Consider the following 25,398-nt stretch of genomic DNA (forward strand, 5'->3'; position numbering starts at 1 on the left):
GCTTATTACTTCGTATTCATTTCCCTCAATTTTATTGCAGTCAACACCTTTTTAGTATAGAGTGGAAATTCACTATTCATCATCCACGAATAATAAGAGGGTTCTGATTTAAAGACATCCACCACTGCTTTGCCTTTGTGTTTGCCAAAATTAAATACTTCTCTGCCTTGCTCATCAAAAATAATTCTACCGGCCAAATCTGCATTGCTGTTGGTCATGGTAAAATCGTGTAAGGCTTTCACATCGTTCACCACAGGAATAACTTTTTTACCGGCCTTGTTTTCAATTTCAACATTCTCATATTTTGCCAATTGTGCTAACAATACATCATAGGTTGCATTAATATCCGCTTCAGCGCCATGCGCACCAATCAGTTCTTTTCCGCAATAAAACTTATAGGCTGCTTTTAAAGTGCGTTGTTCCATTTGGTGAAATATGTTTTGCACATCCACCATACTTCTTCCTTTCAAATCAAAATCAACCTCAGCCCGTAAAAATTCTTCAGCAAGAATGGGAATATCAAACTTGTTTGAATTGTAACCACCTAAATCGCAATTGGTTAAAAATGCGCTAAATTGTTTTGCCAAATCTTTAAAAGTAAGCGCATCCACAACGTCCTTATCATAAATTCCATGTATAAGTGAAGAGCTCAGTGGTATTGGGATGGTAGGATTAATCTTCATAGTAAGCGACTCGCGTTTTCCGTCCGGAAAGAGTTTTAAAAATGAAATCTCAACTATCCTATCCACCGCAACATCTACACCGGTGGATTCAATATCGAAAAATACTATAGGTCGCTTTAAATTTAGTTTCATGTTATAGGTATAAAAAAAATGTTCGTATTGTTGAATACGAACATTTTTTCGTTTAAAAATTAATCTAATTACTTAGCTGAAATTCGGATATACTGCCATTTTTCATACTCTAATCTGTTCTCTTTGTAATCGTTATTATATTCCGGTCCTTGAATTAAATAATCAGCTTTCACAAATTTAATGTTCTTCATGTTCACACCTTTATCCTTCAACGCAGCAGTGAGTGACTTTTTACCCAAATCTGCACGAGAACTAGATAATTTATCGTTTGTTTTAAAGGTAGCAGTTGGAACTTTAGAAGCACTTGCCTCAATCGAAATCTCCATTTTTCGGTCTGATTTCTTCATTTCATCTGCAATATTATTTACAAATTCCATGTATTTAGCATCGTTATCGGGTATCTTATTGTAATTGTAAATAAAGAAAATCTGCAACTCAAATGGATTCAACAAAGCAGGAGGTTCAGGAATGTCTTTTCCTTTCTCATCTTTATTATGATAGCCCGGTACCTTTTTTTGCTCCTCTCGCGCTTGTTCAGGTGTAAGTGCACGACACATAATTACAGTGTCAACTTGATAGGCACGGTCAATTTTATTCAAACTCATATTGTCATCCAAAGTTAATTCGCGTGTAACTTTATCGCAACCCGGAACTTCATATACTAAAGTATATTTTTTGTTGGTTGGTAAAACCACCAAATATTTTCCTGACTTGGTGTTTGGTTTTGTTTCAATCCCTAGCATTTCTTTGGTATCGGCATTATAAACCGAAATTCTCGCATCAAAGGGTAGTGGTTTTCCATCAAACATTCTCATATAACCACGAATTACTGCAAGTGCTTTCTCTGTTTGATCCACTAAGGACAATTGGTAAATATCTTTTTCACCATAGCCATTATCGTTAAAAGAAGAGTAATACGCTCTTTTTCCATCTGTAGAGGTAACAAAGAATACATCATCATCGGTAGTATTAATTGGATAACCAATGTTAACCGGTTCAGACCATTTAATACCATTATCATCCTCCATTTTTTGAGAGAAAAAGATATCAAATCCACCCATGGAATTATGCCCCTGAGAAGCAAAATACAATTCTTTTCCTCCTGGGTGAATAAATGGACCGTCTTCGTTAAATTCAGTATTGATAGGTGCTCCAATGTTTTGAGCCTTACTCCATTCACCATTCGGTAGTTTCACGCAAAAATAAATATCACGTCCACCTAACCCTCCTTTGCGATCGCTCACAAAATAAAGTGTTTGACCATCGGAACTCAAAGCAGCACTGGTTTCCCAAGAATCTGGTGTATTTATATCTGAACCTAATTTTTGAGGAACAGTCCATACATCTCCATTTAAATCTGATTTGTATATATCACCTTTACCATTGTCGTTTTTATCGAACGTTGAACGGTAAATAAACAATTGTTGTCCATCAGCCGAAAGACCTATACTGGCCTCATGTCCGGGAGTATTAATATTAGAACCAATTGGACGAGCCGTACCCCATTCCCCGTTTCTGTTTTTAGTAGAGATGTAAATGTCTTCGTAAAATTGATTGTCATCTGTAAGTTCGTCTGTTGTTCCGCCTTTTCTTCTGGAGGTAAAAATAACGGTTGATTCATCCGCTGAAATAACCGGAGCATAATCAGGATATTCGCAGTTAACACTATCACCCAAATTCACAATAGTGATTTTTTGAGGTCTTTTGATGATTTCTTTTCCATTGTTACAGATAGAAATCCAACGATCAATTTCTTGGCTAATTGGTGAGTTTTTTGCACCCACTGCGGCCTTATAAAGCTCAAAGTTTTTTATAGCATCATCAAATTTATATTCAATGTGGTATGCTTTTGCTAACTCAAAATAAGCCTCAGGTGGTGATTTTTTCTCGGTTTGAGAAAACTCCTCATAATTATTATTGATGTTTTTGATGGCTTGTTCCAAATAAGGGATTGCCTTCTTTTTATTATCCGTACTGATGGAATTTAAATAGCAAATCCCAACTTTATAATTCAAATTCGAATTAGTTGCATCGCTGGTAAGCACATCCAAATACAAAGGCAAGGCCAAGGCATAGTTCTTATTAAGTAAATGAAAATCTGCATCAGTGTATTTTTTTGCATTGCTTTGTGCAATAATCGATGCACTATTCAATACAAAGGCTAAAAGAAGCAGAGTTAGTTTTAGATATTTCATCATAAGTTTGAATTAATAAGTGTTTTTCTAGATTACTGTTTGCAAATTTATTCCTTTTAGTCAAAAATCAAAGTACTATCGTGTTAAATTAATTAACAAGTGCATTTAATGAGCTATATTGCGGTGTTTAAGTCAAATGCTTCGAGATAATCAGCCACTTTTCTCACAAATCGACCCCCTAATGACCCATCCACAACTCTATGGTCGTAGCTTAACGATAAAAACATGAGGTGTCGAATAGCTATTGCGTCACCTTGCGGAGTTTCAATTACAGCAGGTTTCTTTTTTATTGCACCAACAGCCAAAATTGCCACCTGAGGTTGATTTATAATTGGGGTTCCCATAACATTTCCAAATGAGCCAACATTCGTTATCGTGAAAGTACCTCCCGAAATTTCGTCCGGAACAAGTTTATTCATTCTGGCGCGATTGGCGAGGTCGTTTACAGCTTTAGTTAAGCCGAAAAGGTTTTTCTGGTCGGCATTTTTTATCACCGGTACAATCAAATTTCCCGAAGGCAATGCGGTTGCCATTCCTATATTGATGTTTTTTCGGATAATAATTTTTGTTCCATCCACCGAAATGTTAATCATCGGGAAATCTTTTATAGCTTTTGCTACGGCTTCTATAAAAACCGGAGTAAAAGTAATTTTTTCGTTTTCGCGTTTTTCGAACGATGTCTTAATTTTGTTTCTCCACATTACCAAATTTGTGACATCGGCCTCCACATAAGAGGTTACGTGTGGAGAGGTTTGCTTGCTCATCACCATATGATCGGCAATAAGCTTACGCATACGATCCATTTCTATAATTTCATCACCACCACTTAGGGAAACAGCAGGTGCTGATTTTACAGGTGGAATATTAACCTTCTCAACAGCAATGGGTTCAGGATTTACTATCGTTTGAATAGTGATTTGTTGGCCCCTTGTAGGGAGATAGGCGAGAATATCTTGCTTGGTAAGTCTGCCATTAGCACCACTTCCGGCTATTTTATCTAACTCTGCAAGTGTGATTCCCTCCTCTTTTGCAATATTCTTTACTAAAGGGGAATAAAATCGGTCGGAGCCGCTAAAATCAGTATTGGATGGAGTTTGAGCAATTGGCGCAACCACTTCACTTTTAGGAGTTTCAATGTTAGCAGGCGTTGTAGCAACAACAGTAGGAGTTGAAACCACAGCAGCACTTGCATCACTTGAAATTAATGCAATTACTGCACCCACTTTTACCACATCGCCTTCTTGAAACAAGCGTTTTATAAGTTTTCCGCCATTTGGCGCCGGAACTTCTGAATCCACTTTATCTGTTGCAATTTCCAAAACAGATTCATCGGCCTCTATCGTATCTCCTTCAGCTTTAAGCCATTTAATAATTGTTGCTTCTGCAACGCTTTCGCCCATTTTAGGCATTATCATTTCAAACTGTGCCATGTAGTTAGTGTGGTGAGTTATGCTTTATGAGCGCACAAAATTAGTCGAATTATTATGAAAAGCAATTCAATAAACCATGAGCCGAAATGCTGCTCTTAGACCTTTTTAATAAATGCCGGCATTTTGCAGAAGTAGATTCTTAAATGATACCGAATTATTCGTTCCTGCGATGTGCCCTGCTTCGATAAGTCATATTTAATAACTCAACAGAAAGTGAAAATACTAATGCAACATACACATAAGCTTTTTCAACATGCTGATGCAAGCCTTCTGCTACAAGCACAATTCCAATCATCACCAAAAAAGCAAGTGCCAGCATTTTTACAGTAGGGTGCTTATTAATAAAATCACTCACCTTTTCGGAAAATGCAAGCATAGCTATCATGGCAATAACCACGGCAATTACCATTAGCATAACATTTCGTACTAACCCTACTGCAGTTAAAATACTATCAAAAGAAAAAATGATGTCTAAGAAAACTATTTGTAAAATGGCACTTTTCAAGGTTAAGGTTCCAAATTCTTTTTCCTTTTGTAAAGGAGAATTAATTTTTTCAATAATTTCTAGCATTGTCTTAATAATTAAAAAAACGCCACCTGCAAACAATATAATATCCTTGCCGGTCACTCCAAATTCAGAAATATAAAAAAACGGATCTTTCAAACCAATTATCCAAGATATGCTAAAAAGCAAAGCAATTCTGAACAATAAGGCAAGTGAAAGTCCCCATGCTCTTGCCTTACGCTGCTCTGCTCGAGGTAACTTTGTGGAAACAATTGAGATGAAAATTATATTATCGATGCCTAATATAATTTCAAGAAATGTAAGAGTAACTAAACTGATAAGTCCGTCAATGGTGAAAATGGCATTAATATCAATCATCTCTCTAAATTGGGTTTAAATTAATTGCGCCAAAAGTAATCAGAATTTTGTAGCCTTTTTAACACTCATAAAAAAACCTTGCAAACGTAGCGTCTGCAAGGTTTTTTTGAACTAATTAAAATTAAAACTTCACTGTAAATGCAACGCGACGGTTTTTTGTTCTTCCTTCTTTTGTATCGTTTGATTCTAATGGTTGGGTTTCACCATAGCCGGTTGCTTCCAGTCGGCTGGCTTCAACACCTTTGCCAATCAAATAATTTTTCACTGCATTGGCGCGATTTTGAGATAGCAACATGTTTTTTGCATCGTCACCTTGATTGTCTGTATGTCCGTCAATATTAAGTTTATACGCTTTATTTTCTACCATCACCCGAACTACATTATCCAAGATACTAAAACTTTGTTTCTTAATGATGTCCTTCCCCGTTTCAAATTGAATTCCTCGCAAAGCTTGCTCGAATATCTTTTTTGTTTCTTCTTTAATCTCAGGGCATCCGGCATTTGTAGCAATGCCTGCTTCATTAGGACATTTATCATTTTTATCCAAAACGCCATCCGCATCAGTGTCAGCACACCCGTTGTTCAGTGTAGTTCCTTTTTCAGTTGGACAAGCATCCACATCATCCATCACGCCATCGCCATCAGCATCGGCACAGCCATTTAATTCCACAGTTCCGGGCAATTTAGGGCATTTGTCATAAACATCCGGAACACCATCACCATCATTATCTGGGCAACCTCTAAATTTTACAGGACCATAAGCATTTATACAAGCATCCTGATCATCGCGCACACTATCCTTATCTGCATCCGCACAACCATCTGCAGATGCTACCCCTTTTACCTCGGGGCATTTATCCAAATAATCTGCAATACCATCACTGTCTTTATCTAAGGGGCATCCACTAACATCCACTAGTACTTTAAGTGGAGTTGCAACACATTTATCTTTTTTATCTGCAATACCATCTTTATCCGTGTCCTTTTTTCCAAGATTAAAAACCAGCCCAACAGTATTATACAAATACCCATCGTTGTAATTTGTTTTTGATTCTTTAGTTCCATCATAGGTATCGGTAACGGAATAATGAAAAGTGGATTGCACTCTCAAAGCTGCATTTTCACCTAATCTAACTTGAACCCCAGCTCCAAATGGAAAATTAAAATCCATTCCATAACCTTTGGGAACAAGCTGTTTATAAGATAAATAGCGTGATTTGTAATAAGCATCGCCAATTCCAATAAAAAGATAGGGTGCAAGTACGGCATCTTCTTTCAACAATTTTCCATTGTTAAATTTAAATTTCGCATACACATTAAAGTCAATTAAATTTCCACGAAACTGATTTGGCTTGCGATTTGGCGTGTAACCCAATTTACCTGCTGCAATCATTCCTTCGATATTCCAGGAAGGCGACATGTATTTTGATAAGGTTAGGCCTCCTAATAAGTGAGGGTCATTAAATTTATAAAATGCATTACCCAAATCTCCATTGTATTCAAGCGTTCCAACATGTATACCAAGCCCATATTGCTTTTGACTGTTTTGTGCAAGTGCACAGTATTGCACAATCAAAAGTGTGTATAGCAAAAGTCCTTTTTTCATAGCCTATGTTTGTTTAAAATGAATTAAAATTTATACGATAGACCAATACCAAAAACTTCTTTAAACTGCACCCGAGGGCCTGATTTTTCAACTACTCCATCGTTGTTTTTATCAATGGGGATTTTGATGTTGTCATCATAAATTAAAGTAGTGCTCAAGGTTGCAGAAATATATTTATTCACTTTCATCGCCAATAAAGTTTCCCAGTTCACATCTATATTTTGTGGTTTCTCTGCATAATTGCTGAACAATTCGAGTTTTGTTTTTAGATTCACATTCGTGAAAATATCTTTCTGAAATTGAATACGTGCATAAGCACCAAATTCACTTCGAATTACCTTGCCCGAATCCACACCAAAGGCGCCAACCGAATTTAATTTACTGTCGTTTACAATGGTTGTTTTTTGGGTTATCGGTGAGATATACATAGTAAAATAATCGTTGGGTTTATAATCCAAACCAATAGAAGCAAGCACATACGCCGGTGCCAGAAAGTGAGAAATAACTACACTGTCATTTGGGTAATTGTAACCCGGCGCCATTTGACTTTTAAAATTCACTAATGCCGAATAATACCAGTGCTTAAAGGCATATCGGCCATATTTACTGTTGAAATCGATTTTGTCATCACTCTTAATTAATTTAGCAGTTCCTTGTTGCAACAAACCATAAGCTAAATCGAGTGAATTGTCCCATACGTTTCTTCCTTTTTTATAATTGGTAAATCCACTAAAAAGTGCGTTTGCAGCAACCGAATTTTGTCCACCACCTTGCCAATTGGTGAGAGAGGTTTGAGATAAATTAATGCCAACAACAGCTCCTTTTTTCCATATTTTGGTGCTGTCGGGAGTTTGCGATTTCGAAATACCTGCAAAAAGCAAAAACGAAATGGATAGGGTAAGTATTTTTTTCATATTGTTTAGTTTTTTGTTTTTTTAAAATGAACGAGCAAGACAACGTTTGTCTTTAAACGTTGATTACTTCTTCAGAAGGTCACGTATTTGTGTTAATAACACTTCCTCATTACTCGGAGCGGCAGGTGCTGCAGGAGCTTCGGCTTCTGCTTTTTTCATTTTGTTCATCGCACGCACCAACATAAAAATAGCAGCAGCAACAATTATAAAATCAAACACAGCTTGAATAAAATTTCCAATGTTAATTGAAACACCTGCTGTTACTACTTTACCGCTTGCATCGAGCACTGCCTCACTTAATTTTATTTTTATATCGGTAAAATTCACTCCGCCTAAGACCCATCCGATGGGCGGCATAATAACATCACTCACCAAAGAGTTTACTATTTTTCCGAAGGCTGCACCGATTACAACACCGACAGCTAAATCAACCACATTGCCTTTCATGGCAAATTCTTTGAATTCTTTAATCATTCCCATTTTTTGTTTTTTTTAGAGATTATTTATTTTGAAGCGGCACCATTGTCAACAATAGTGCCAAACAAAAATAGTAGAATTGTTGACAAAATTTTGTGATACTTGTTTTTTAATAAATTTGTTATTCAAAAATCCTATCTATATGAATCGTAAAATTAATAAGGTTGCCGTGCTTGGATCCGGAGTAATGGGTAGCCGAATTGCGTGTCATTTTGCAAATATTGGTGTTGAAGTATTATTACTCGATATTGTTCCTAAAGATGCAGGCTCCGATAAAAAATCCCGTAATAAAATTGTTGACGATGCCCTGTCATTTGCACTAAAATCAAATCCTTCGCCTATTTATAAAAAGGCATTTGCTTCAAAAATTAAAACCGGAAATTTTGAAGATAACATGCAAGAAATTGCCAATGCCGATTGGATAATTGAAGTAGTAATAGAGCGGCTCGATATTAAAAAGCAAGTTTTCGAAAATGTCGAAAAATATAGAAAACCCGGTACGCTAATTACTTCAAATACTTCCGGAATTCCAATTCATTTGATGATGGAAGGTCGCAGTGAAGATTTTCAAAAACATTTTTGCGGATCACACTTTTTTAACCCGCCACGCTATTTAAAATTGCTGGAGATTATTCCCACTCCAAAAACTGATCAAAAAGTGATTGATTTTTTAATGGAATATGGCGATTTGTATTTAGGAAAAACTACTGTGCTCTGCAAAGATACTCCGGCATTTATTGCCAATCGAATTGGCGTTTTTGGAATTATGAGCCTCTTTCATCTGGTTGAAAAAATGGGCTTGACCATTGATGAAGTGGATAAATTAACCGGCCCTGTTTTAGGTCGCCCAAAATCAGCCACCTTCCGCACTTGCGATGTAGTTGGACTCGATACACTTGTGCACGTTGCCAACGGTGTGGCGCAAAGTTGCCCGAATGATGAAGCAAAAGCGATGTTTGAAATACCGGCTTACATTACCAAAATGGTGGAGAATAAATGGCTGGGTTCAAAAACAGAACAAGGCTTTTTTAAGAAGGTAAAAGGTGAAGGGGGCAAAAGTGAAATTCATTCGCTCAATCTAAAAACTCTTGAGTACAAGGCTTCACAAAAAGTAAAATTCGCAACCCTCGAGGCAACAAAACCCATCGAAAATTTACGCGATAGAGTAAAGATACTTATTTCAGGAAAGGATAAAGCCGGAGAATTCTACAGGGCTTCATTTGTAGGATTATTTCAATACGTAAGCAATCGCATCCCCGAAATTAGCGATGATATTTATAAAATTGATGATGCCATGAAAGCCGGATTCGGCTGGGAGTTGGGACCTTTTGAGTACTGGGATGCATTGGGAATTAAGGAATCTCTTTCACTAATGGAAACAGCCGGAAGTAAGCCTGCTAAATGGGTGTATGATTTTGTGGCTGCTGGTAACACGAGCTTTTATAAAGTTGAAAACAGCGCACGAAAAGTTTATGATGTAAGCTCCAATTCCTACAAAACTATCCCTGGTACCGAAGCGTATATTTTATTAGATACCATTCGTGCAACTAAAACAGTATGGAAAAATGCAGGTTCTACTGTTACGGATATTGGGGACGGAATTTTAAACTTGGAGTTTCATTCTAAAATGAACTCAATTGGAGGCGAAGTAATTCAAGGCGTGAATACAGCAATTGAGTTGGCAGAAAAGGATTTTAGAGGCTTAGTTATTTCTAATGAAGGAGCTAATTTTAGCGCCGGCGCCAATGTGGGAATGATATTTATGATGGCTGTTGAACAAGAGTGGGATGAATTAAATTTTGCGATTAAAGCGTTTCAAAGTACCATGATGCGCGTGCGGTACTCATCCATTCCGGTCGTGGTTGCACCGCATAACATGGCGCTTGGTGGTTCTTGCGAAATGAGCATGCACTCCGATAAAGTAGTAGCACATGCCGAAACCTATATGGGCCTCGTTGAATTTGGTGTGGGACTTATTCCCGGTGGAGGAGGTACCAAAGAGTTTGCATTGCGCTTAAGCGATGAATTAAATGAAGGCGATGTGGAGTTAAATAAATTTCGAGAGCGCTTTTTAACCATAGGCCAGGCAAAGGTTTCAACATCTGCACACGAAGCCTTCGATTTGGGCTATCTCCGAAAAGGAAAGGATATTGTAGTGGTTTCGCGTGCAAGAGTTTTGGCCGAAGCAAAAGCGGAATGTGTGGAATTGGCCAAGGAAGGTTACACCAAACCGGTACTACGCAAAGACATTCGCGTATTAGGCAAGCAAGCATTAGGTCTAGCCTACTTAGGTGCAAATTCAATGCTTTCAGGAAATTATATCAGCGAACACGATGCGAAAATTTCTCAAAAATTAGCCTATGTATTATGTGGTGGCGATTTATCTGCTCCAACCTTAGTAAGTGAGCAATACTTACTCGATCTCGAAAGGGAAGCATTTTTAAGTTTATGTGGAGAGAAAAAAACATTGGAAAGATTACAATCCATTTTAACCGGTGGAAAAATTTTGCGCAATTAATAAATGAAGTTCACAAAGCAATTTTCTGAGGTAGTTAAGTTGGCGCAATCGGCTCGAACAAATGCATTCAAAAGCATTAACGCCGAACTCGTAAACCTATATTGGCAAATTGGGGAATACATAAGTCGCAAAGTAGACAGCGAAGAATGGGGCATGAATGTAGTGGATAACCTTGCTGAATTTATGGAAGTAAAATGCCCCGACTTAAAAGGTTTTGATAGAAGAGGCTTATATCGCATGAAGCAATTTTACGAAAGCTACAAGAACGCTACACTCCTAGATAACACTGATGTTGAAAAAGTGTCACCACTGGTGACACAATTACCAAAAACAGTAAAATCGGGTAAAAAGAATGGACGCACCCAAGGCCTTAAAAAAGTGTCACCACTGGTGACACAAATTACAACAGGCTCGCTTTCGTCAATAAAATCAACTGTTTTAGCTCGAATTACTTGGTCAAATCATTTGCTGCTTTTGTCCAAAGCTACCTCCATCGAAGAGCGCGTTTTTTACCTTTACTTAAGTATCAAGGAAAATTATTCGAAGCGCGAATTAGAACGGCAGTTAGATTCAGGCTATTATGAAAGAGTTATGTTGTCAAAGAAAAAAATAGCTCCGCAACTTAGCAAATTGCGAGACGATATTCATACCATTTTTAAAGACAATTACATTTTTGAATTTGCCGGGCTTCCACAACTGTTTTCTGAAAAGGACCTGCAAAAATCTTTGGTTGAGAATCTAAAATTTCTGCTCTTGGAATTGGGTAAGGATTTTTCGTTTATTGGAGAAGAATTTAAAATAAAAGTAGGTGGAACCGATTACTTTATTGATCTGCTTTTTTATCACCGCGAATTGCAATGTCTTGTTGCATTCGACTTAAAAATAACTGATTTCAAACCGGAATATTTGGGCAAAATAAATTTCTATTTAGAAGCCTTAGATCGCGATGTGAAAAAAAAGCACGAGAACCCCAGTGTGGGAATTTCATTGTGTAAAAGCAAGGATGACGAAGTTGTTCAGTATGCTTTAAACAGAAGTCTTTCTCCCACAATGATTGCTCGTTACAATACAAAGTTGATTAATAAGAAATTACTAAAACAAAAAGTGCATGAATTATTTGAACGGCTCGATTTATCCCAATCATCTAAAAATGGGAAATCAATTGCCGTGTTAACAAGTTACGAAAAAAGTGTCCGTAAAGCACCAATTAAAATACCTAATAAATTATCTAAAACCAAGTAATTATGAACGCATACATTGTAGCGGGTTTCCGCAGCGCGGTTGGAAAAGCCGGAAGAGGTGGTTTTCGTTTTACACGCCCCGATGATTTGGCAGCAAGTGTTATCAAGCAATTGATGACAAGTGTTCCCAATGTTGCTGCGGAGCAAGTGGATGATCTAATTGTAGGAAATGCAATGCCGGAAGCCGAACAAGGCATGAACATGGCGCGATTAATTTCGCTGCTTTCCTTCGATACCGATAAAGTGCCCGGTGTTACTGTGAATCGTTATTGTGCTTCCGGGCTCGAAACCATCGCCATTGCCAGTGCAAAAATACACAGCGGTCAAGCCGAATGCATTATTGCCGGTGGCGCCGAGAGCATGAGCTTGATTCCAATGGGAGGCTGGAGAATTATTCCCAATGCCGATGTAGCCATTGCACATCCCGATTATTATTGGGGAATGGGGCTTACCGCAGAAGCCGTTGCAAAGGAATATAAAATCAGTCGCGAAGATCAGGATGCATTCGCATTCAACTCGCATCAAAAAGCGGTGAAAGCAATTCAAAGCGGAAAATTTAAAGAAGAAATTGTTCCGATTACCATTAAGGAAAATTATGTGGATGCAAATGAAAAGCGCCAAACACGCGAGTTTATTGTAGATACAGATGAAGGTGCTAGAGCTGATACCTCGATGGAAGCACTCGCAAAATTAAAACCGGTGTTTGATGCACGCGGTGTAGTTACTGCCGGTAACTCATCTCAAACAAGCGATGGAGCTGCTTTTGTGATGGTTGTTAGTGAAAAGTTTATGAAAGAAAATAATTTGAAACCCATTGCACGAATGGTGAGTTTTGCCGCTGCAGGAGTGCCCCCACGCATCATGGGTATTGGGCCCGTGGCCGCTATTCCAAAGGCTTTAAAACTTGCAGGATTAAAAAAGGAACAAATCGATTTAATCGAATTAAACGAAGCGTTTGCATCACAATCCTTAGCTGTTATTCGTGAATTGCAATTGAACCCGGATATTATTAATGTGAATGGTGGTGCAATTTCATTGGGCCATCCACTCGGCTGCAGCGGGGCAAAACTATCCGTTCAACTTTTCAGTGAAATGACGCGCCAAAAGAAAAAGTATGGAATGGTTACTATGTGCGTAGGTACCGGCCAAGGTGCGGCGGGAATTTATGAAATGATGAATTAGTTTTTTTGTTTTAAGAGTACAAAGATTTTAGTACAAAGTACAAAGATTTAGCGCAAAGTATAATGATGATAGTACACCGCTTCGGGTTAAATTGTATTGATTTAAATTTAATAAAACAAAATGCATAATATCAAAGAACTTAAAATTTGGAATAGAGCAATTGATTTGACTGTTGAGGTGTATCGGGCCACAGATAATTTTCCAAAACAGGAGATGTATGGACTAACTTCACAAATTAGGCATAGTGCCGTTTCTATACCATCGAACATTGCAGAGGGTGCGGGTCGAAATTCTGATAATGAATTCAAACATTTTTTAGGAATTGCTAGTGGTTCATCTTATGAATTGCAAACGCAACTTATTATATCAAATCGATTGAATCTAATAGAAGAGAAAGTGGCAGAACCTTTATTAAAGGAACTCGATGAATTGCAGCGGATGAATTATAAATTAAGGATGAACTTAAATGCTAAGTAAGCCAATTGTTGGCAATAATTCATATTCATAAGCTATGGATTTGGTAATACTTATTAATTTACATCGGAATTTTATGGAGTTGTTATTCACAACTTAAATTCTTAATTAAAATGAAGGGAAATATCTATAATGAAAAGAATTTTGTCATTATCACACATACCTAAAAATAACTATAGGGGGTTGAAAAAAGTCTTTGTACTTTGTACTATGTACTTTGTACTAATTATACCATACGGATGCCGAAAAGAAATTAAAAAATTCGACGTCATTTACGAAGTAAGCTTCCCGAAAGGAAATGCTGTATCCATAAGTTACAACTCCGACTACTATGCTGCAACCGGCGAAAGAAAAGAGATTATCTACAACACAGATAGTACAAATCAATATTACAGCAGCGTTTGGTATGCGCGCCGGTATGCTTTCGAAAACGAACAGTTTTATATAAAAGTAAATTACACTAACTTGCAGCATAAAGATTCGACCTATAAAGTTGCCGTTTACATTAATGATGATTTAAAGGAAGAGAAATCAGATTCAAAAACAATCGAAATTCAAGGTGATATTTAATTTAAAATTCTGAAAATGGAAACAACAAACCAAAACCAAACTGCCTTGAAAGGAGGCGAATTCCTGATTAAAGAAACTCAAGCGCAAGATATTTTTATTCCCGAAGAATGGAGCGAAGAGCAATTGATGATTGCTCAAACCTGTCAGGATTTTTTGGATGCTGAAGTGTTGCCTATACTCGATAGAATAGATGCGCAAGAAGAAGGCTTAATGCCTAAATTAATGGATAAAGCCGGAGAGCTCGGTTTATTAGGTGTTTCGATTCCCGAAGAATACGGCGGTTTTGGAAAAGATTTTGTAACCTCCATGCTAAGTGCGGAAGTTACCGGGGGAGGACATTCTTTCTCGGTTGCGATATCAGCGCATACAGGAATTGGAACATTACCAATTTTGTATTATGGAAATGCCGAGCAAAAAGCAAAATATATTCCCAAGTTAGCTACCGGTGAATGGAAAGGCTGCTATTGCCTTACTGAGCCAAGTGCTGGTTCAGATGCAAATTCAGGAAAAACCAAAGCGGTGCTTTCAAAGGATGGAAAACACTACGTGCTGAATGGACAAAAAATGTGGATTACCAATGGTGGATTCGCAGATGTGCTAACTGTTTTTGCAAAGATTGATGACGATGAAAATTTAAGTGCTTTTATTGTAGAAAAAACTTTTCCTGGCATCACCTTCAATCCCGAAGAACATAAAATGGGAATTAAAGGCAGCAGCACACGTCAAATATTTTTAACGACTGTTTAGTACCCGTAGAGAATTTATTGAGCGACCGTCAAAACGGATTTAAAATTGCCGTTAATATTTTAAATATTGGGCGCATTAAATTGGCAGCAGCTGCTTTGGGTGGCTCCAAACGGGTTTCTACCAAATCAATTGAATATGCCAACGAGCGCATGCAGTTTGGAAGGCCCATCGCAAAATATGGTGCTATCCGATATAAATTAGCGGAGCAAGCAATTCGCATTTATGCCTGTGAAGCAGCAGCCTATCGCGCAAGCCAAAACATTGAAGATGCTACTGCTGCATTAATTGCAGGTGGCATGGATGCCGGAAAGGCAAAACTAAAAGGCATCGAACAATTTGCAGTAGAGGCAGCCATCATGAAAGTGAATGGTTCAGAAGTGCTCGATTATGTGTGTGATGAAGGTGTGCAAATTTATGGTGGGATGGGTTACAGTGCCGAAGCACCTATGGATAGGGCTTATCGTGATGCACGCATCAACCGCATTTTTGAAGGCACAAACGAAATTAACCGTATGCTCATTGTAGACATGATGTTGAAACGAGCCATGAAAGGGGAGTTGGATTTGATGGGACCGGCTTCCAAAGTTGCTGGCGAGTTAATGGCTATTCCAGATTTTGGTGCCGAAGATACTGCCTTGTTTGCTGCCGAAAAAAAATACATCCGCAACTTTAAAAAAGCGGTGCTCATGGTAGCCGGCGCAGCCGTGCAAAAACTCATGATGGAACTTTCAAAAGAACAGGAAGTACTCATGAACATCGCCGATATGATGATTGATTTATACATTGCTGAATCGGTGCAATTGCGTGTGGAGAAAGTAGTTTCAACAAGAGGAGAAGCAAATTGTGCTGAATACCTCGATATGATGCGTGTGTACATTAACGATGCTGCTGACCGCATCAACATCGCCGGAAAGGAAGCCATTAATTCTTTTGCGCAAGGCGATGAGCAACGCATGATGCTTATGGGATTAAAACGATTTACGAAAACTGAACCGCTAAATACAAAAGATGCACGAAGAAGAATTGCAGCGAAACTGATTGCGGAGAATAGGTATTGTTTTTAGTGTATGTCAATTTCGATTTTTTAGTATAAAATTAAGATCCAAACCATGAACCCTTTCCAATCTCAGAAAATTGAATTCGCATACTTTTTCCGAATCTTTATTCTGACTGTTCTTTTCCTTTGTGCCAACGAAAAAAAATCTGTCGCACAAAACAGCGGACCTTCGCTTGATTGGGGTTTTGGAATAGGAAGTAAACTGGACGATAGTTATGGAGGATCTGAAATTGATTCGAAAGGAAATATGTTCGTTTCAGGATCATTTCAGGATACCATTGACCTAGATCCCGATTCTAATGCGCAATTCATTGCTGTTCCTGTACTTTACAGATATAATAAGTTTTTGGCTAAGTATGATTCTTCAGGGCGCTTTATCTGGGCGAAGTTATTTAACTCAAAATACAATAACTACGCCTACGCTATTGATATGGATAAGTATGATAATATTTACTTGGCAGGTCCTTATGGCGATTCTACAGACGTAGATCCCGGACCAGGTCAAAACTTACTCCTCACAGGAAGCAGCGCTGCTCATGATATTTTCTTTGCAAAATATGATTCGAGTGGTAATTTCATTTGGGCGAAAAGTATTCATACAAAAGACAACTTCGAATGGTATTACGGATTAACCATTGATAATTTTGACCATATTTATTTAACAGGAAAGACGCAAGATTCTTCAGACTTTGACCCAGGACCCGCATTTTCAAATGTTTATTCATCCGGATGGGGCACCCTTCCATACATTGCTAAATATGATTTGAATGGAAATTACATATGGGCTAGGTATTTAGCTGAACTAAATTTTTCAATGCAAATAGATCACGATCAAAATATAATTATTGCAGGTAGTTTTGAATTTGGTACTAGTTACACTATCGATACTACAATATATTATGTTGATGGGACCGCAATATATTATACAATGATGGGTAGCAATATGTGGGACGGGCCAAACTCTTTCATAGCCAAACTCGATTCATCAGGAAACTATATTTGGTTTAATCATTTTGAAAGCGGTGAAAACAACGAGATTAATTCATTCATCATTGACCCACAAAATAATATTACAGCATTAGGTTATTATCGCGGTTTCGGTGAATTTATTTCTCAAACAGATACAGTAAGTTTTAATTATCAAGGTCTAGATCGTAGTTCTTATATTGTAAAAATTGGAAGCAATGGAAACTACATTTGGACCAAAAATTATTTTAAAAATATTTATAACATACAGAATGATGACTCTTCAAATATTTACTTCAATTTTGGTATTAACAATCCAATAGACTTGGATATTGGTCCAGGGTATAAATTAATAGGATCCGGTATTCCAATTGGATATATTGTTAAGTATGATAAGGATATGAATTTTATATGGGCCAATAGGTATGCTACCGGTGGAAATTTGTACCTTAATCTTAATTTTGATCACATGCCTGCTATTTATTTTGGCGGTTCATATCATGGTTATGCATACTTAAATCCTGACTTTCCCGCTCAACTTACAGCTACTTACTTTGGAGGACAATATGATATTTGCTTCGGAAAATATTCACTAGATAGTTGCAGTAGTTTTTTCGTTTCTATTGATAGTATTACAAATTTTACTTGTGCCAATTTATGGTGAAATATTTGCAAGCGCAAATCAAGGTATGGCCCCCTTTTCCTACTCTTGGAATACTACCCGTTAACACAACTCCACATATAACCTGTACACAACCTACCTACCTTAATTTTCAGGCAATCGATTCAAGAGGCTGCATTTCAAATACGGATATGAAAATTGATGGCCCCTACCAAAACGACTTTGATTTATCTGTTAATATAACAGCAACGGCCTTTCGAACCGGCATACCATCCATGATTTCAATTGATGCAATGAATGATGGTTGCAATAGTCAGCCCGGAACGATACAATTAATTTTAGATAGTGGTGTCATTTATAATTGGGCCAACCCAGCTCCTACAGTGAATAATGGAGATACTTTGATTTGGAACGTAGCTAATATCAATTATTTGAACCCTATTTTTCACATTGATGTTAGCGCTACAAATACCTTAATTATACCAGGCACCCAACTTACTTTTAGTGCAACAGTTTTCCATTTTCTGGCGATGCTGATACTTCAAATAACCGTAGATTTTGTCACGGGACTGTTGTAAACTCTTTCGACCCAAATGAAAAATCAGTTTCGCCTCAAGGTGATGGACCCTTTGGTAAAATAACAAATAATCAAACATTAACTTATACAGTTCATTTTCAAAATACAGGCAATGCAGAAGCTTATAACATAGCCATATTGGATACCCTTGATAGTGATTTAGATGTTCAGTCAATTCGTGTCGTTGGAAGTAGTCATCCTGTTAGTAATACTTACCTAGTAAGCAATGTAGTTAGCTTTACTTTCAATAATATTAATTTGCCAGATAGCACTACTGATCAGCTTGGAAGCAATGGATATGTAACTTATGAGATCAAACAAAAAGCCAACCTCCCACATGGAACTGAGCTTACCAATACAGCATACATCTATTTCGATTTTAATCCTGCAATTGTTACCAATACTGTACTAAATACAATCGATTTATCTACTTCAGTTTTAGAAAAGGAGGAACAAGAAAATGCAGTAACAATTTACCCTAATCCGGTTACAAAATCAATGAGCATACTATTGGATAAGTTAGATGAAAATAGTAAGGTGCTAATTTATGATGCGCAAGGAAAGCAAATTAAATTACCCTTTGCAATTTCTAGAAATCAAATAATAGTGGATACAAAAGACTTGCAGCAAGGAATTTATAATGCAGTAATTACCTTCCCAAAGACAGGGGAGAGCAGAAGTTGCAAGTTTATTAAAATGTAATTTCTTTACCTGTTTAGATTTTAAGAATTAGGCTTACTACGTTTTAAACCCAATTCTCTTTCGCTCCTTTTGCAATACTTCCATTTTGTCCTTTTTTATGAGGTAATTCAGCGCCTCATACACATCCTTAAATTGGGTATTGTACTTGTTTTCCAAAGCTTTTAATTTTTGAGTTAACTCTTGATGGCTTAATGCATATTGACGGATGAACACGAATGCACGCATGATGGAGATGTTGACATCAATAGCTTTGTCGGATTTTAAAACGCTGGAAAGCATAGCAACACCTTGTTCTGTGAATGCATATGGTAAATATTTGGTGTACTTGCCTCTTCCTTCCCTTTTTCTAAGGTGCTAAAGTTGCACCTTAGAAAATTCCATTCTTGCTTTGTTAGCTCAAACATAAAATCAGGTGGAAATCTACTAAGATTCGATTTTACTGCCCTCTTGAGGTATTTTGTTTCGGTCGCATAGAGCTCAGCCAAATCGAAATCCAGCATTACTTTTTGCCCTCTCATTTCATGAATTTTTGTTTTAATAAGTTCTAATTCCATTGTTTATACTTTGCGAAAACGATATTCTTTTTTATAAATAATTTACTACGTTTTAAACCCAATTCTCTTTCGCTCCTTTTGCAATACTTCCATTTTGTCCTTTTTTATGAGGTAATTCAGCGCCTCATAAACATCCTTAAATTGGGTGTTGTACTTGTTTTCCAACGCTTTTAATTTTTGAGTTAACTCTTGATGGCTTAGTGCATATTGACGGATGAACACGAAAGCGCGCATGATGGCAATGTTGACTTCAATTGCTTTTTTGGATTTTAAAACACTGGAAAGCATGGCAACTCCTTGTTCTGTGAAAGCATATACTAAGTAGCGAATACCACCCCGTTGTTTTGAGGTGCTAAATCTGCACCTCAAAGTTTCCAATTCTTGCTTCATAAGCTCAAACAATAAATCGGGAGGAAATCTGTCCTGATTAGATTTCACAGCCCTTTTGAGGTATTTTGTTTCGGTCGCATAAAGCTCAGCCAAATCAAAATCAAGCATTACATTTTGACCTCTAAGTTTATAAATTTTGATTGTATTACAGCTAATTCCATCTCCCTTTTTTCTGACGAAAATAGAGTAATAATTAGGTATAAAATCATCCTTTTGACGATTCTCAAAAACTAATGTAGGGCAAAGAATGGCTAAACAGAAATGTACTTTGCGGCTAAGTAACTATGATGAATCATCTACTCGAAAGTTTTACCAACTTTCTGCTTGTACTGAAGTCCTTGGATTTTAGGTGTAGCAAATAATTTCCATCAGGGAGGGAAATTGATGAGAAATCAATTAAATAATCTTGATTCTTGGATGGATACACTTTTGTGAAAAGCGCCTTGCCGGTAAGGTCCATCAAACTAACGTGCAACTCGGCCGAAATTTGCTCTTGAAAACTAACATTTACAAGTGTATTAAATGGATTGGGGAAAATAGATTTTATAAGTGATGTAGCTTTTGCATTTCTGCTGATATATATCGTTTTTGTATAGCTATATTTTCCGTTGAAATCAATTTGCTTTAAGCGATAGTAATACCCATCAAGTGTTATATTTTTATCCTGATAAGCATACGTTTTAATTGAAACAGAATTTCCGGCTCCGGCAACAAATCCTATTTTTTCCCAATCAAATCCGGATGCTGAACGTTCCACTTCAAATCCTGAATTATTAGATTCTGCTGCAGTAACCCAATATAATTCATTATATTCTTCTTTCGCTTTTCCTTTAAAACTAAGCATTTCAACCGGCAACGGATCATTGCTCGCGCCGGATATTTGAAAATCATCAATAGCTACTCCAACGCTATTTATCGAACCATCTGATTTAAAAACAAATCGAAAAGCAACATTGGGATTTCCTCCCAAAAACGAAATATCTAAACTTCGAAGAGCAAAAGTTGCGGAAGTAGAATTAAAATAGGGTTGATTAATTGGAAAGGAAGTAGTTTGTACAGTATTCGCAAAGTCATACCAACCTCCAACTACCGCTCCTAAAGGAGTCCAGTTGTCACCCTTATCTAATGAATACTCTAAACGAAATCCATCCCAACCGGATTCGAAACTATTTTTTTTGTAAAAACTCAATGTATAAGATCCTGCTGCGCTTAAATTGTAATTTGGAGTATATAATTTTGCATCTGTGTTGGATGCATAGGATGAGCTTGCAATACCTGTAACCCATGCATTGGCTCCACTATTTGTTCCGTTTTACCTGCAATAGCTGAAGTGCCACGTTGAAATGGAGTTCCGGAGCTAGTTTCTGAACCAAAATCATTCGCGCTTACATCAAAACTTCCACCAACTGCAGGGATATAAGGAGTTCCTCTATTCGGCAAAACTTGAATATATGCCGTTTTTGTTGCAGTTAATGACCCATTTATTTGCAATGAAACCGTGTACACTCCAGGTGTTGAATAGGTATAAGTTGGATTCTTAGATAAGGCATTACCGCCATCGCCAAAATTCCAATTCCAACTGGTTGATTTAAAAGACGCATCTGTAAAATTAACCGGCTTATTTATGTAGGTTACTATTTTATTTGCAACAAAGTCGGGATTAGGATCTGCAAATACATCTGAACTAAAAAGCCCTCGACCATGTGTGGAAGCAATCACTAATTTATCTGAGCTTCGCAGTTGTAACATGGTTACACGTGTATTGGCTAAGCCAACACTAGACGGTGCCCAATTTGTGGATACACCATTTAATAAATCTGTGGACCAAACACCTAACTCAGTTCCCAGCAATGCCTGTTGATTATTATTTGGATTAAACAATGCTGCACGCACCGGCATATCCGGAATATTTCCCTCCACACTCGTCCAACTAGTGCCCCCATTTGTTGTTTCCCAAACGCTGTTTACCCCATAACTGGAATAGGTTACCAATATATGATTGTCATTTCCATTTTCGATTGCAATACACGACACACTTGTTCCCGGCATTCCCATTCCACTATTGATATGTGTTCCTGTCGGTGTGCCTGTATTTGCATTATCTACTCTTACCACGCGTCCGTTATTCCTTCAACAAAATACCTTATCCGCTGTGTTTTGAGAGCAGGTAACGGTTGTAACTGTTCCACCTCCAAATGCTGCAATGGCAACTGAACTTAAGGTATTTAAAGTGGAGGCACTCAAAATGCGGGAATAGGTTCCACCGGAATAGGAAGCATAAAAGTTGTTGGAGGAATTATCATAGTCGCTCGGATTCACAAAAGAACCGTTATTATTGCTGGTAAGCGTTGAGAAAGTTGCGCCTCCATCTGAAGAGCGGTAATAGTTGCTATACACGTAACTGGTAAATTGATACTGCGGCTCATTTTGATCGATGTGCACAAAACAACCATCACCACCTGTTACTTGAGTTGTATTTCCAATTCCACCTAGGGTGAATTGATGCGAACCATTATCCTGCGCTCCGGCCAAAAAATAATTACTGTAAGCAGCAGGATGTATGGCACATGCATAAAATTGGGTTACATTGTAATTGTCGTGTTTTGAGTCAACTGCAGGAATTGCTGCAGTTGCATTGGCACTTCTCCAAATTCCCCATCGTTTCCAAAATAAATCACATTAGAGTTACCGGGTTCAAAAGTGCGATGTGCTGATCAGCATGCACATCTTGAAACCCATACCCTCCATACCAATGTGTTACCTGCTGCCAAGTGCTTCCACTGTTTGTTGTTTTAAATAAATCTACTCCACCAACAAAAACTACAGCAGAATTATTAGGTCAACAGCAATACTCATGTCATACCAGTATTGAGTGCGCGTTATATCGTTGCCTATACCGGGATCAGCGTCTACCGGTTTGGTTAAAAGTGTCCAATTTGCACCTCCATCAATGGTTTTATAAAAGTTCACACCACCATGCGCAGCAAATGCATAGCAAACATTCGCATTAGATGGCGCAAGTGCAATATCAATGCGCGTGGCAACGCCGGTGGCAGGAAATCCATTTGCTCCAGTATTTAGTAAAGTCCAAGTACCTGAATTTCCTGTCGCTGATTTATAAATTGCACCGGATGTACGCGTAGAAGCCCACACTTGATTGTCGGCTGCGACTTCAACATCACTAAAATTATCAGTTACAGCCCCACCTGGAGCCGAGGCCCCTAGTACTCGAATCCAATTGGTACCTCCATCTTGCGATCGGAAAATACCACTATTGGTTGCTGCGTAAACATCTCCATTTGTATTAACAACCAAACGATTGACATAATAAAAATTAGCATTTGCATTTGTAGCAGCCAACTGGTTCCATGTTGTACCACCGTCAGTCGATTTCCAAATACCGTTTCCTCGCTGAAAGTCAGCATTAAAATAACCTTCGCCTGTACCAAAATAAAAAACTTGTGTATTGGAAGGCGAATAACAGATACTCGTGATAGCAAGGCAGGTAAAAAAGTCATTCGCAGAAGCCCAAGTGGGTGAAGCTTGTGTAATATCAGTAGTCTTCCATAATCCACCGGCAACACCTGCCACCCACACCGTTTTTTTTGTAGCATCGTTTGGATCAACCATGATGGCTCTTGTTCTTCCACCGCAGTTTGAAGGTCCTCGTTCTTGCCAGTTTATTCCGGGAATAGCACCGGCTATTTTTCCTGTTGTATGTTGATGTTGAAGTGATGCAAGATAGGTTTTTGCCGCAAGTAACCTTTCTCGTGGGACTGTATGGGTAGCAGGGTCCTTTGTTAGTTCAAACTCTTGCTGCATAGCCAAATCAATGCGGTCGCGCAAAGGAATTCCGCCTTCATTATCTTCTTCCTGCTGCTGATTGCCCTTTAAATGTTGATGTGGATCAGGATATAGAAGCACAATAAAGTAAAAAGCACAAAATACAGCCGGAAAGAAATATTGCTTTGAAAAGAGCTTAATCATTTTGCCCAAGTACTTGATTATAAAGTCTGTGTAAAGTTATAAATAAAAATTTTCTGACGGTAACATAGCTCACATTTTTCGTTGGATTAAAATAAGAGGCAAACATTTAAAGCAATTCATTAAAATTTCAAGTATTTACACCTTATTTAATTTGAAAATAGATGCTTAAAAGCAATTTATTGCTTATTTGTATCCTTTAATCAGCTCGCTATTAAAAAGCATATATCCCTTTTAAACACTTAAATACAACTGAATGAAAAAAAAAATAATAGATTTGTTGACTAAGATTACTCATATGTTTCAGCAAATATTAGCAAACCAAGCAAACTTAATTAAGGCAGGCTATAAGTCAAATGCCTTTGCTCCGCTTGTCTGGTTTAACGCTGTTGCAAATCCTTCTTTAATTATCGGAGCCTGTTATACTAATGATATAGCATTGAGATACCTATTGGGAATATTGGCTGCACTTATAATAGCTGTGTCGTTAATTGCATATATTGTTCTTCTAATAAAAAGTCCTACTCTGTTGCAGTCTGAAAGTTTTAGAATAGAAGACAAAAAGCTTGATTTAATAGCCCAAAAGGGAACTGACGTAATAATGATCAATCCAGTCGATTTGACACCACAACCACTACAGATAGAAAAAGAGGGAGGTAAAAATGATTAATTTTCCAAATACCACAAAAACCTATCTTGTTTTGCTTTCAACTGACCATGATAGAGATAAAGTAAAAGAATTTATTGATGCAACACAGTCTGTAGATTTTTGGTTTTTTTCTATGCCTTATAGTTTGTTTATTAATACCAAAATGTCTGCTAACGAAATATTCGATTTGTTAGAAAATAAATTTGGAGAAAAAAAATTATTTGTCACACAGATTCCAGATAGTTCTTTTAGGCAAGGAAGACTGCCTAAAGACCATTGGCAATATTTTAAATAAATTGCACCTTCGTAATATGGCAAAGCCAAAGCAGCGATCTAAGAGGGAATAGGGGGATAAAAAGCTACCTTGCAAGTCCACAAAAGAGTTGAATGAAGACCACATTGAAACTATGAAAAGGTTAAATCGTAAGTGAGATAGGACTAATCCGAACAGGAAAAATGATTTTGATAATACCCTAGATAACTTTGTTAACTCACCTTATATGCTGTAAATTTCAGCTGCAAATTATCAAACATAGGAGTTTCTCTAAACCTGTTATTGTAACGAAAACAGGCTTCATCAACTTAGTGTTGCAGGTATTTGCTAGAAACGTGAATATGTGTGCCGTAAACTATGGGCAGTTTGGGCAAAAAAAATCAGTTCGATATAGTTGGGTATTTTTTGAAGTCTATGAATTTTACTCCGTCAATAACCACAGGTTAAAGTTTTTGTAATTTTATTAGTTTATATACGTAAGATGTAGTAATAGCAAGCATTTTAGAGTAGTTATTGATAGTCATTAATCGGCTTGTTTCTACTGTCATGGCACAGATATAAAGACTTAGTT

The 25,398-nt window shown here is 37.4% G+C and carries 22 protein-coding genes and 2 pseudogenes; 11 read left to right on the top strand and 13 right to left on the bottom strand.

Features of this window, described 5'->3' with window-relative positions; genetic code table 11:
- Positions 1-5: 5 nt before the first annotated feature.
- The 7 genes from IPP32_12955 to mscL all read right to left on the bottom strand — a co-directional run bounded on the left by IPP32_12955 (position 6) and on the right by mscL (position 8,317).
- Positions 6-815, bottom strand: a complete 810-nt coding sequence (locus IPP32_12955; GenBank protein ID MBL0048994.1) for a 3'-5' exonuclease — start codon at positions 813-815, stop codon at positions 6-8.
- 68 nt (positions 816-883) lie between these two features.
- Complete coding sequence (locus IPP32_12960) at positions 884-3,013, bottom strand: PD40 domain-containing protein (GenBank protein MBL0048995.1); 2,130 nt, start codon at positions 3,011-3,013, stop codon at positions 884-886.
- A gap of 110 nt (positions 3,014-3,123) precedes the next feature.
- Positions 3,124-4,440 (bottom strand): 2-oxo acid dehydrogenase subunit E2, encoded by a 1,317-nt coding sequence (locus IPP32_12965; protein ID MBL0048996.1) that lies wholly within the window; start codon positions 4,438-4,440, stop codon positions 3,124-3,126.
- 154 nt (positions 4,441-4,594) lie between these two features.
- Positions 4,595-5,323 (bottom strand): TerC family protein, encoded by a 729-nt coding sequence (locus IPP32_12970; protein MBL0048997.1) that lies wholly within the window; start codon positions 5,321-5,323, stop codon positions 4,595-4,597.
- 121 nt (positions 5,324-5,444) lie between these two features.
- Positions 5,445-6,929, bottom strand: coding sequence for an OmpA family protein (locus IPP32_12975; protein ID MBL0048998.1), 1,485 nt, complete (start codon positions 6,927-6,929; stop codon positions 5,445-5,447).
- A 23-nt stretch (positions 6,930-6,952) separates the two neighbouring features.
- A complete protein-coding gene (locus IPP32_12980) occupies positions 6,953-7,843 on the bottom strand; it encodes a DUF3078 domain-containing protein (GenBank protein ID MBL0048999.1) in 891 nt (296 codons plus the stop codon).
- Between the two features lie 63 nt (positions 7,844-7,906).
- Entirely contained in the window at positions 7,907-8,317 is a 411-nt protein-coding gene (gene mscL / locus IPP32_12985; GenBank protein MBL0049000.1) for a large-conductance mechanosensitive channel protein MscL, read from the bottom strand.
- A 145-nt stretch (positions 8,318-8,462) separates the two neighbouring features.
- Between mscL and IPP32_12990 the strand changes: the two genes are divergently transcribed.
- The 9 genes and pseudogenes from IPP32_12990 (at position 8,463) to IPP32_13030 (ending at position 18,976) form a co-directional block, all read left to right on the top strand.
- Positions 8,463-10,838, top strand: a complete 2,376-nt coding sequence (locus IPP32_12990) for a 3-hydroxyacyl-CoA dehydrogenase/enoyl-CoA hydratase family protein (GenBank protein MBL0049001.1) — start codon at positions 8,463-8,465, stop codon at positions 10,836-10,838.
- 3 nt (positions 10,839-10,841) lie between these two features.
- Positions 10,842-12,080, top strand: a complete 1,239-nt coding sequence (locus IPP32_12995; protein MBL0049002.1) for a DUF1016 family protein — start codon at positions 10,842-10,844, stop codon at positions 12,078-12,080.
- 2 nt (positions 12,081-12,082) lie between these two features.
- Positions 12,083-13,261, top strand: coding sequence for an acetyl-CoA C-acyltransferase (locus IPP32_13000; GenBank protein ID MBL0049003.1), 1,179 nt, complete (start codon positions 12,083-12,085; stop codon positions 13,259-13,261).
- A 120-nt stretch (positions 13,262-13,381) separates the two neighbouring features.
- Entirely contained in the window at positions 13,382-13,738 is a 357-nt protein-coding gene (locus IPP32_13005) for a four helix bundle protein (protein MBL0049004.1), read from the top strand.
- A 207-nt stretch (positions 13,739-13,945) separates the two neighbouring features.
- Positions 13,946-14,305: a hypothetical protein gene (locus IPP32_13010; GenBank protein MBL0049005.1), complete on the top strand. Its 360-nt coding sequence runs from the start codon at positions 13,946-13,948 to the stop codon at positions 14,303-14,305.
- Between the two features lie 15 nt (positions 14,306-14,320).
- A pseudogene (locus IPP32_13015) lies at positions 14,321-16,116 on the top strand (acyl-CoA dehydrogenase family protein).
- Positions 16,117-16,161: 45 nt separating this feature from the next.
- Positions 16,162-17,739 carry a hypothetical protein gene (locus IPP32_13020; protein MBL0049006.1) on the top strand — a complete coding sequence of 526 codons (1,578 nt, stop codon included), beginning with the start codon at positions 16,162-16,164 and terminating at the stop codon, positions 17,737-17,739.
- Positions 17,733-18,275, top strand: a complete 543-nt coding sequence (locus IPP32_13025) for a hypothetical protein (GenBank protein MBL0049007.1) — start codon at positions 17,733-17,735, stop codon at positions 18,273-18,275. The genes IPP32_13020 and IPP32_13025 overlap by 7 nt, the downstream gene beginning before the upstream one ends.
- 137 nt (positions 18,276-18,412) lie before the next feature.
- A complete protein-coding gene (locus IPP32_13030) occupies positions 18,413-18,976 on the top strand; it encodes a T9SS type A sorting domain-containing protein (protein ID MBL0049008.1) in 564 nt (187 codons plus the stop codon).
- Positions 18,977-19,012: 36 nt separating this feature from the next.
- Here IPP32_13030 and IPP32_13035 read toward each other — a convergent pair.
- The 6 genes and pseudogenes from IPP32_13035 to IPP32_13060 all read right to left on the bottom strand — a co-directional run bounded on the left by IPP32_13035 (position 19,013) and on the right by IPP32_13060 (position 23,907).
- A pseudogene (locus IPP32_13035) lies at positions 19,013-19,530 on the bottom strand (ORF6N domain-containing protein).
- Between the two features lie 45 nt (positions 19,531-19,575).
- Complete coding sequence (locus IPP32_13040; protein MBL0049009.1) at positions 19,576-20,076, bottom strand: ORF6N domain-containing protein; 501 nt, start codon at positions 20,074-20,076, stop codon at positions 19,576-19,578.
- Between the two features lie 136 nt (positions 20,077-20,212).
- Positions 20,213-21,109 carry a T9SS type A sorting domain-containing protein gene (locus IPP32_13045; GenBank protein ID MBL0049010.1) on the bottom strand — a complete coding sequence of 299 codons (897 nt, stop codon included), beginning with the start codon at positions 21,107-21,109 and terminating at the stop codon, positions 20,213-20,215.
- Positions 21,110-21,129: 20 nt separating this feature from the next.
- On the bottom strand, positions 21,130-22,035 hold the full coding sequence (locus IPP32_13050; protein ID MBL0049011.1) for a PKD domain-containing protein: 906 nt from the start codon (positions 22,033-22,035) through the stop codon (positions 21,130-21,132).
- Positions 22,036-22,050: 15 nt separating this feature from the next.
- A complete protein-coding gene (locus IPP32_13055; protein MBL0049012.1) occupies positions 22,051-22,452 on the bottom strand; it encodes a hypothetical protein in 402 nt (133 codons plus the stop codon).
- Between the two features lie 288 nt (positions 22,453-22,740).
- Complete coding sequence (locus tag IPP32_13060; protein MBL0049013.1) at positions 22,741-23,907, bottom strand: hypothetical protein; 1,167 nt, start codon at positions 23,905-23,907, stop codon at positions 22,741-22,743.
- Between the two features lie 253 nt (positions 23,908-24,160).
- Between IPP32_13060 and IPP32_13065 the strand changes: the two genes are divergently transcribed.
- Together IPP32_13065 and IPP32_13070 are read left to right on the top strand one after the other, a co-directional pair.
- Positions 24,161-24,574 carry a hypothetical protein gene (locus tag IPP32_13065; protein MBL0049014.1) on the top strand — a complete coding sequence of 138 codons (414 nt, stop codon included), beginning with the start codon at positions 24,161-24,163 and terminating at the stop codon, positions 24,572-24,574.
- Positions 24,567-24,848, top strand: a complete 282-nt coding sequence (locus tag IPP32_13070) for a hypothetical protein (protein MBL0049015.1) — start codon at positions 24,567-24,569, stop codon at positions 24,846-24,848. The genes IPP32_13065 and IPP32_13070 overlap by 8 nt, the downstream gene beginning before the upstream one ends.
- Positions 24,849-25,398: the final 550 nt, after the last annotated feature.

The sequence above is a fragment of the Bacteroidota bacterium genome (assembly GCA_016721765.1).
Taxonomy (GTDB): Bacteria; Bacteroidota; Bacteroidia; order UBA4408; family UBA4408; genus UBA4408.